Origin of the sequence: Leucothrix pacifica, from assembly GCF_003172875.1 — a bacterium.
In the GTDB taxonomy this organism is placed as follows: domain Bacteria; phylum Pseudomonadota; class Gammaproteobacteria; order Thiotrichales; family Thiotrichaceae; genus Leucothrix; species Leucothrix pacifica.
Window position 1 is genome coordinate 88,516 of the sequence record NZ_QGKM01000041.1, and the last position, 9,056, is coordinate 97,571.

The following is a 9,056-nucleotide window of genomic DNA, read 5'->3' on the forward strand; positions in this document are numbered from 1 at the left end:
ATTAGATGCAGGATTGTCAGATTTGTGAAGGTTTAAATACACAGCTAGTCAAGAAAACCTCTCCTTGTTCAAGGATTTTCAGCGTTGATAATGAACGGTCAGGCCAGTTATGTGCATTTAATGGATGAGACACCGGCTCAAAACAAAAAAAGTCCTCGCGATTATTTCTTGAGTAAATATGGCAATACGATAAGGCCTCATCTGCCTGAATATTGAGTTGTAATTGCCTTGACGGCCAACTGATCAATGCCTCACGACTCCAGCCTGTAAAACAATGATCAAATCCATCTTTTGGCAGATGCTGCTGAGTCCTGAAGTCCCACTCTGGCACCTCCTCTAATGAAACGCTCTTGACCGGCAATTGTGACTGATCAGTCAGAATAACCGTCTCGGTCGATGTTGTTAACAAAGTATCCGGTTCTTGTATAAACCAAGGATGCAGACCAACACCATAGGGCAAACGGATATTACTCAGGTTCTTGACTGATAATTTCACCGCTAAGTCCGCCCCATGCAGTACATAAGTGACCTCAGCCAAATAGTGAAAAGGCGTAAGTGATGTTGATTCCAGTGTCAGGGTCACCGAAGATTCTGTTTGCGCTTTCAACGTCCAGACCTGTTGAAAAGCATTCCCATGCAGCGGCAGCGCATCACCTTCACGATTAGGTGCCAATGGATAAAACACATCATCGACATAAAAGCCGCCATCTGAAATACGGTTACACCACGGCAGCATGATATTACAGGCCATATCAAACTCATCAGCGGCATCTGTCGGTGCCGGCCTGAATACCGCCCGGCCATCGACTAAATTATAACTAGCAACAGCTGCGCCAAGATCTTCCCTGACTTGTACTCTGGCTTGTGACGTACTAATTTCAAACATGGCAACCTCCTTTATAAAGCACTTGATACCCGGTTAATCAGCTTCAGAATCATACGTCATTCCCAGCTACATCAGAATAAATCTGTACACATTCGAATCTGTTTTTGAAACGTCGACGTATAAGCAGTCATGTCGGGGTTGAACTTCCCTACACTCCACTTTTGGCCCCGACCTTTTTTACTACCAATGAGAACACCATCATGCCTAACATTAAAAAAATTCTTCTCTGGCCTCTGGCATTCCTTCTTAGCTTTTTTATCAGTAGCAGTGCATATGCAATAGACCCTATCCATAGCAACTTATTTGGAAGTGCCATCGATGGCTACGATCCTGTTGCCTATTTCAAAGATAATAAAGCGGTTGAAGGTGACAATGATTTTGTCCACGAATGGAACGGTGCCAAGTGGTACTTTAGTAGCGAGGAAAACAAACAGGACTTTATAGCAGACCCTGAAAAATATGCCCCTCAATACGGTGGCTACTGTGCATGGGCAGTTGCTCAGGGGTCCGCTGTAAAAACAGACCCTGAAGCTTGGCACATAGAAGACGGTAAACTGTACCTGAACTACGACAAGAACGTTCAGGCACAATGGAGCCAGGATATTCTGGGCAACATTAAAGCAGCTGATGCAAAATGGCCTGCACTCTTAGCAGAATAATCTACCAACCAGCTGCCCTAATCGTCTTATGCTTTTAGGTCAGCTGGAATTTCACACACAGGAATCGGATTCATCTTATGCTGATTCGCACGATTCAAACGCGTGTATATCGCCAATACTTCTTTCTCACGTTCTGATAATGATGATTCCGGCTGCTTAGCTGAGTCGTACTCCATCGCCCACTCAAGTTCCGGATAAGATGCACCGATCTGGTCCTCATCAGAACGATCATCACCCCACAAACCATCCGTCGGTTTTGCCACCTGAATAGCCTCGATAACACCAAGCGTTTTTGCTAATGAAAACACCTCTGTCTTCATCAGATCAGCGATCGGGCTGATATCGACCCCACCATCACCATACTTCGTATAGAAGCCAACACCAAAGTCTTCCACCTTGTTTCCAGTACCTGCCACGATGTAATTATGCAGCCCGGCAAAATAATACAGGCTAGTCATTCTCAGACGGGCACGTGCATTTGCCAAAGACAGGAAACGGTCTTCTTCCTTCTCGACCGCTGGTAAGCTAGCGATGAACTGATCAAACACCGGTGTTAAATCAACCTCTACCGATGACACATTAGGATACTTCGCTTCAAGCTCAGAAATATGCTCCCGCGCTCTGGTGACTTGTGAGGCAGCTTGATGAATCGGCATCTCCAAACATAACGTCGGTAAGCCAGTTTTAGCCGCTAGTGTTGAGGTTAGCGCCGAGTCAATACCGCCTGACACGCCGACCACAAAACCTTTGGTACGGGATTTTTCAACATAGTCTTTCATCCACGCTACTATGTGTTCTATTACTGCTTCGTTATTCATTGAGCCATGCCCTAACTTTGAGAGTAAGTCACTATGGTAAGCAATAATCAGGAATAAATCACCTCACTTTGATTCATCTCCAGAGGCGAGGATTTTACTAAATAACGCGAAATATCAGAACAATCAACGCCAGAACAGTGACAATAAAGTATTTACGCCTACCCACAAAGGAGTAGTATTAAATCAGGAAATCGAGAAATACCTTTACGAGGATAATCATCATGAATCTGAACACGACAGATCAGATCGTAGAAGAATTAAACCGCAAAGTAAGTGACTCCAATCAGCAACTCAGTGCTAACTTCAGTTGGCTCAAGACTGAAATGAGCCCTTACTTCCTGAGACTAAATCAAGATGAATCCGATGCATTATCACTGCTGGCCCTAAGCCTGCATAATCTGGAACGATTTACCCGACTGACACTGGTCGACAGACCTGACTGCCTAATGTTGGCTCAGGTTGATGAAAAAGGGTCGCTGTATCACACACTTCATGACCTGCCCGAACGTAATATCAAATATTTAGAAATCACGACTTCTTTTTCGCCGCTGCCGGGCTGTGATAAGAATTTAGAAGTGATGCGTTGTGATTTCAGCCTTGACACTGAGACGCCAATTACAGAAAAAACAATCACTCAGATCCCCGAAGCAATCAGTCAGCAAGTGACGGATGCGATGCTCGTTTTAGATGCTGAGTTTAATCTCACTGAAGTGCCCGGACTTCTGCAAACCTTGTGGCTCAATGACGAAGAGTATGTTCGTGACTCTCCGGCAGATCGGGTAGCACGTTTATTACACCTATTCCATGCCACAGAACACAATGGCGGTATTTATCTTCGCCGTGAAACGACTAATCATGATGAGTATCGAATTTCATTTGGGGTTACTAACCCGCCTCATTCTGGTTTTCTTTCACAGCTACTGGAGGTTTTTCAACGCCTCAACATCAGTGTAAAGCGTTCTTATGCGTTGACCATTCACAGTGGAATTTCTCCTTACTTCTTGTCAACATTCTATGTCAAACCACGCGATAAACAACCACTCAATGCCGGAAGCCCGCTGTATTCTTTACTCAAACGTGAGCTTTATAACACTCAAATATTATCCACCGCGTCGACCAGCTACGGACAGCTTGTAGAAACCGGAATGATGACGGGTAATGATGCTACTCTGGTCTCGGCGATGATTGGCTTTTGCCACACTAATCTCGCTCATAGCGCACCGGATATTTATGACTTGGAAAGCATTATGCCAGCTTTTCATAATAACCCTGACATCACCACACAGCTGGTCAAACTCTTTTACACACGTTTTGACCCGGAGCTAGACACGCTAAGCCGTAAGGATGACTACGAAAGTACGCTCAAACAGACGCTGGAATTTGTTGAGTCCTTCAATTCGGGCCGCAGAGTTTTGGATAACTATCGTCGTACTATTTTCCGCTGTGCGACATCCTTTATTCGCTTCTGTCTGAAGACCAATTTCTTTGTACCAGAAAAGCACGCGCTCGCGTTTAGATTAGATCCAAAATATCTTGAAGACTTAGAGCCTCATTTTACTAAAGACCTTCCTGCTGATCGTCCGTTCCGTATCACATACTTCGCAGGGCGTCGCGGATCTGGTTATCACATTGGTTTTTCTGATATTGCGCGCGGTGGATGGCGTACCCTGATCACTCAAAGTCGTGACGATTACATCACGAGTGCAAGCACTATCTTTAAAGAAAACTATGTACTGGCCCATACACAACATTTAAAAAATAAAGATATTTATGAAGGTGGCTCCAAAATGGTGGCCATATTAAATATCGATCCTCGCTCAACCGCAGAACAAAGACAGCAGTACTTATATAAACTGCAGTTTGGATTTATCAATGCCTTTTTGGATCTGTACATCACTGAAGGTGGTTTAGCGAAAGACACCCGTGTCGTTGACTATTATGGTCAGGATGAGCCCATTGAATTGGGCCCTGATGAAAACATGCATAACGTGATGATCGAGCTGATTGCCAAAACAGCAGCAGACAGAGGCTATGTGCTTGGCAGCGGTATTATGTCGAGCAAATTAGTCGGCATTAATCATAAAGACTACGGTGTTACCTCAATCGGTGTCATTCGATTTGCTGAAGTGACCATGCAGGAAATGGGCATAAATATGCACAATGACCCGTTCAGTGTGAAATTTACTGGCGGACCAAATGGCGATGTGGCGGGCAATGCTATGCGTCTACTGTATGAGCGTTGCCCATTAGTCCAGATCAAACTGATCATTGATGGCAGCGGTGCGTTGTTTGACCCTGAAGGACTCGATAAAGCAGCGATGAGTAACGTTGTTCTTAAGTCCGATGTGGAAGCATTTGATACCACTGCGTTGCACACGGGTGGATTTATGATCTACCGCACGCAGACACAAAAGCAAGGCATGAGTGTTCTTTATCGCAAAGTCACCATGACAGATAACGGTCCGGAGGAAGAATGGATATCAACAGATGCCTTCTACAAACTCTTTAACAACTTAGTATTTACCGTTGAAACCGATTTGTTTATTCCTGCCGGTGGGCGACCTGAGACAATTGATAGCAGCAATGTTGAGCGTTTCCTTAAGGAAGATGGTAAGCCAAGCGCACAAGTCATTATCGAGGGCGCTAACTCGTTTATCACACCACCAGCGCGAACTTTTCTCCAGCAAAATGGCGTGGTGATTATGCGGGATGCATCCGCTAATAAATGCGGTGTTATCTCCTCGTCCTACGAGATTATTGCCAACCTGATGTTTAGTGATGAAGAGTTTCTTGCCTGCAAAGAGGAATATGTCGCTGACGTTATCGATATCCTGAACCACATGGCTGAGCAAGAAGCACGTGCCATTCTAAAGCGGCATCGTGAACTCAAAGGAACGATCACTTATACTGACCTTTCAAATAAGATTAGCCGCGAAATCAATCAGCACTATGCCAGAATGTTTGAATTCTTTCAGGCAAATCCGGAGCGCTGCGGTCGACCTGATCACCGTAAGGCTTTACGCACTCACATGCCGGCATTGATCCAAAATAATCCGGGGCTGCATGATCGCATCGACCGTCTACCGGAAAAGGTGAAGTATGCCATTCTCGCCAGTAAGTTGGCGTCTGCGATGGTTTACGCAGGTAATGATGATAGCTTGTACGAGGACCTGATTGATGCCCAGTTAAAACGCATCGACTCAAACTAAACAAACCATCGATATGGGGTAAGTGTCACTCAAATGGCATTTACCCCTGTCATCGGAAAATAAAATACACCAATAGTTCAGCTGTTAAACTAAGTCATATCACTAACAATAATAACGGTTGATCATGAATATCGGACTGATTCTATTCGCTTCCATTATCGTCGCCCCTTTACTCTGGGCAATCGCTATCTATAACCAATTAGTCGCGCTTAAAAATAATGCGAAGAAGTCCTGGAGCAATATTGATGTACTGCTTAAGCAGCGAAACAGTGAGCTACCTAAGCTGATCGATACCTGTAAACAGCATATGCAGTATGAACAAGAAACACTAGTTCGCGTGGTTGCTGCCAGACAAAATGCAGAAGCGGCGCTAAAAGCGGGTGATATGCAGGCGTTAAGCGGCGCTGAGCATCAACTGGAAAGTAGCTTGATGAAGCTATTTGCTGTCGCAGAAGACTACCCGGAGCTCAAAGCGAGTGATGCATTCCTGCGCTTGCAAACACGTATTACTTCACTGGAAGACAGCGTCTCAGATCGTCGTGAGTTTTATAATGAAACCGCAGCGGTTATGAATACTCGTCGTGAACAATTCCCCGATAACATTGTAGCGAATGTGTTCAACTTTGAAGAATTCCAACTAATGGAGTTTCAACTTGACGAACTTGGCGATATCTCTGTTGCTAACCAATTCCAGTAAACCTAAATAACTCAGACATTTATTAGTATGTACTTGTTTGCTTTTCGTGGAATGCTTGTGGCTATTTTCAGCAGCTTTCTCTATCCGGCTGCTGCACTATGTTTTCTTTGGTTAATTCCAAGAGAGCAAACTAGCAATGTCTTAGTTATTCTCTCTATATTAAGCTTAATCGCCTCACTCATCTTGTTTAGAAGGTGGCGCACCCTTAATGACACAGCAACATCAACCCTTAGAACGGTATCACAGGGTTACACAGAGCTAATTGGTTCAGCCATGACCTTTCCGGGTGAAACAGGCCCCGGACCACTTCATCTACCACCGGTGGTTTGGTTTAGCACACCTAATCAAACCAGCAATCAACATTTTTTAATCAATGATGAATTCGGTAGTTGCACGATTGCCCCCCGCCAAGCTGAGATTATCACCCCACTTCATTACCGAAGTCAGAATACATTTCGGGCTATTTTTCCCGGACAAACTGTTTATGTGTTAGGGCAATTAACAACAGTCAGTGGCCACAAAACTGATTTACAGAAACGTGAAGCCGTTCTGAGTTTATTAGGAAGCTGGAAAAAGGATCAACATGAAATGCTTCGCAGGTTCGACAAGAATGGTGATGGAAGGATTGATTCACAAGAGCTGCTCGTTGCCAGAGGCGCTGCAGAGCACACGATCGATGACCATCTGGATTATGAATACCAACAGGCTGCAACCCATCTTGTGGACAAACCGAAAGATGGACGCCCATTTATTCTATCGAGTATTCCACTTGACCAACTATTAAAACGTTATTCAATGATGATGCTGGGGCATCTTATTGCCTGGCCGGTGCTGGGAGCGTTGGCCTTAGTTTTTTCTGGATAACTCTGTTCAAGCTAACACTCCCAAACTAATAACTTCTTTTACTCTGCGAGCAAAAAGCGCAACACTAATTCACGTCTTTTATTCTTTCCTCCCAAATTCTTAAGAGGCTCTACATCACCATGCATGATAGCCAGACGCTTCATGATAAAGCTTCGGATAGCGGTGTGGGAAATTTCACTCAAATACTCATTATTCAAGCTCCCTTCCCGTAAAGCATCCAAGGCTGGCACCAGATTCCGTTTAGCAATATTTTGTTGCTCATAGCTCGGCTGGCCTAGAGGATGTCCTTTACTTCGACCTTCTGTATACTCTTCGTAGCGCAGTCTCAACCATGCCTGTAACTGCAAAGCACCTGTAGGATCAGTTTCTGCATAGTCAGCGTAAGTCATGCCGCTGAAATCATTTAAATATGCATGATAATGGAAATTCCTGATTCCCAGCGATAAATGAGCAATGTCAGATGGAATGTTTCCGCGTAAGTCACTTATCAGCAGCTCACTTACCTTTCCATCGCTGCCAATCAGCTTATTGGCGTCAGATCCAGTATCAACTTCACCATATTCTACAACTTCATGTCCTTTTTCATGAGCGAACGACAGTATCGTTACCACACCGTCATCAGCCATATTCCCGCCTATTCGCGCTGGATAGAGAAGTACCTGAGGAGCATCATTACCGTCAACCTGCCGTAAAGTATTTCCGGAAATCACTCCACCGGTCAGAAGACCCGCTATCGAAATAGAATGTGAGCCTTTCGTAGTAATGTCATTATTAATTATTCGCAGATTACGATGCATTCCATCACTTGCGAATATTCCTTGCAATGGCCCGTTTGGTGCAACAATTTGACAACTACGAATGCAAACATCACTCATTATGGTGCCTGCTAACTGGTCTCCAATTCGCCGCTTTTTGCCATTCACTATCTTATGCTTAGCTGGCGGTATTAATTGGATGGCATCACGATGTGCATCATCGTAGGTACGGTGGTCAGTAATTTTTAAATTATTCACCATCACATTGTCATGCCAAACTCTTACAGCATCCGTCTGAGCCTCTTCTACTAACTCAATGTCATGCTTGCCAGAGAATAGTACCGTTGTTTCACCAATTTCTTCATCGCTCTCCCAGCCCATGCAGCTGGCATGACAAGTCTCCTCATCCAATATATACAAGCATTCGTGCTGACGGTTAGGAGGTGTGAGAAATACCTCATTAGATGCTGCAAGCTCAGTCAATGTCACTGGTAGTTTATCTAGCACTTGCTGTGCTTTATTAGCGCGCTCGGTATAATTTTTGAAATTGGTTTTAGCAGTTGAAATCTTTAACGCGACATCGTTATCCGACTTTTCAATGGCTTCTAAACGCTTTATATAAGCTGGAAGGTAGTGCTCACTATTCGGATTTAAATATTTCTCTGTTTGCTCAATCGCTTCCCTTGCTTTCTTCAATTCACGAACATGATGATGATAAAGCGTGTGTGTTGTAATGAGGCCATTATCCATAATAACTCCCTTTTATTAGGCTGGTTTCTACTATAGCCGATTGGTCGTAGTGATGAGGCATTTAGTTTGAAACGACCACTGATATTCTTCACATAACAAAACAGATAGTTCAAAGATAACGACTAACACGCTGACTACCAAGCATCCCGCCCTGCGTAATGCTATGTCATCTATTCCGGGCATAAAAAAAGCCCTGTCACAGACTAAACTGCAACAGGGCTTCCTATTAAATCCTGGCAATGACCTACTTTCACATGGGGAAGCCCCACACTATCATCGGCGATGACACTTTTCACTTCTGAGTTCGGGATGGGATCAGGTGGTTCAATGTCTCTATGGTTACCAGGAAAACCGGTGTGTGATGCTGTCGCCCCCTCAGGAGTCACACCATCACGAATAAGTAATAATCCAGCAGTCT

At 44.4% G+C, this 9,056-nt stretch carries 7 protein-coding genes and 1 rRNA gene; 4 read left to right on the forward strand and 4 right to left on the reverse strand.

Annotated features, from left to right (window positions below):
- Positions 1 to 16: 16 nt before the first annotated feature.
- Entirely contained in the window at positions 17 to 886 is an 870-nt protein-coding gene (locus tag DKW60_RS14140; RefSeq protein ID WP_109838307.1) for an aldose 1-epimerase, read from the reverse strand.
- Between the two features lie 200 nt (positions 887 to 1,086).
- Here DKW60_RS14140 and DKW60_RS14145 point away from each other — a divergent pair, with 200 nt between their 5' ends.
- Positions 1,087 to 1,545, forward strand: a complete 459-nt coding sequence (locus DKW60_RS14145; protein WP_109838308.1) for a YHS domain-containing (seleno)protein — start codon at positions 1,087 to 1,089, stop codon at positions 1,543 to 1,545.
- A 26-nt stretch (positions 1,546 to 1,571) separates the two neighbouring features.
- Here DKW60_RS14145 and nadE read toward each other — a convergent pair whose 3' ends face one another.
- Positions 1,572 to 2,363, reverse strand: coding sequence for an NAD(+) synthase (gene nadE, locus DKW60_RS14150; protein ID WP_109838309.1), 792 nt, complete (start codon positions 2,361 to 2,363; stop codon positions 1,572 to 1,574).
- A 221-nt stretch (positions 2,364 to 2,584) separates the two neighbouring features.
- Here nadE and DKW60_RS14155 point away from each other — a divergent pair, with 221 nt between their 5' ends.
- The 3 genes from DKW60_RS14155 (at position 2,585) to DKW60_RS14165 (ending at position 7,133) form a co-directional block, all read left to right on the forward strand.
- Entirely contained in the window at positions 2,585 to 5,572 is a 2,988-nt protein-coding gene (locus DKW60_RS14155; RefSeq protein ID WP_109838310.1) for an NAD-glutamate dehydrogenase domain-containing protein, read from the forward strand.
- Positions 5,573 to 5,696: 124 nt separating this feature from the next.
- Entirely contained in the window at positions 5,697 to 6,269 is a 573-nt protein-coding gene (locus tag DKW60_RS14160; protein ID WP_109838311.1) for a LemA family protein, read from the forward strand.
- Between the two features lie 57 nt (positions 6,270 to 6,326).
- A complete protein-coding gene (locus DKW60_RS14165; protein WP_181389708.1) occupies positions 6,327 to 7,133 on the forward strand; it encodes a hypothetical protein in 807 nt (268 codons plus the stop codon).
- A gap of 38 nt (positions 7,134 to 7,171) precedes the next feature.
- Here DKW60_RS14165 and DKW60_RS14170 read toward each other — a convergent pair whose 3' ends face one another.
- Both DKW60_RS14170 and rrf read right to left on the reverse strand, forming a co-directional pair.
- The gene (locus DKW60_RS14170; RefSeq protein ID WP_109838313.1) at positions 7,172 to 8,638 is read right to left on the reverse strand and encodes a hypothetical protein; all 1,467 of its coding nucleotides are present in this window, start codon (positions 8,636 to 8,638) and stop codon (positions 7,172 to 7,174) included.
- A 231-nt stretch (positions 8,639 to 8,869) separates the two neighbouring features.
- Positions 8,870 to 8,985: ribosomal RNA gene (gene rrf / locus DKW60_RS14175) — 5S ribosomal RNA — on the reverse strand.
- Between the last annotated feature and the right edge of the window lie 71 nt (positions 8,986 to 9,056).

What these genes read in the sequence shown, in the direction of transcription:
- DKW60_RS14140 (WP_109838307.1), bottom strand. Translation starts at nt 886, where the DNA reads ATGTTTGAAATTAGTACGTCACAAGCCAGAGTACAAGTCAGGGAAGAT.
- DKW60_RS14145 (WP_109838308.1), top strand. Translation starts at nt 1,087, where the DNA reads ATGCCTAACATTAAAAAAATTCTTCTCTGGCCTCTGGCATTCCTTCTT.
- nadE (WP_109838309.1), bottom strand. Translation starts at nt 2,363, where the DNA reads ATGAATAACGAAGCAGTAATAGAACACATAGTAGCGTGGATGAAAGAC.
- DKW60_RS14155 (WP_109838310.1), top strand. Translation starts at nt 2,585, where the DNA reads ATGAATCTGAACACGACAGATCAGATCGTAGAAGAATTAAACCGCAAA.
- DKW60_RS14160 (WP_109838311.1), top strand. Translation starts at nt 5,697, where the DNA reads ATGAATATCGGACTGATTCTATTCGCTTCCATTATCGTCGCCCCTTTA.
- DKW60_RS14170 (WP_109838313.1), bottom strand. Translation starts at nt 8,638, where the DNA reads ATGGATAATGGCCTCATTACAACACACACGCTTTATCATCATCATGTT.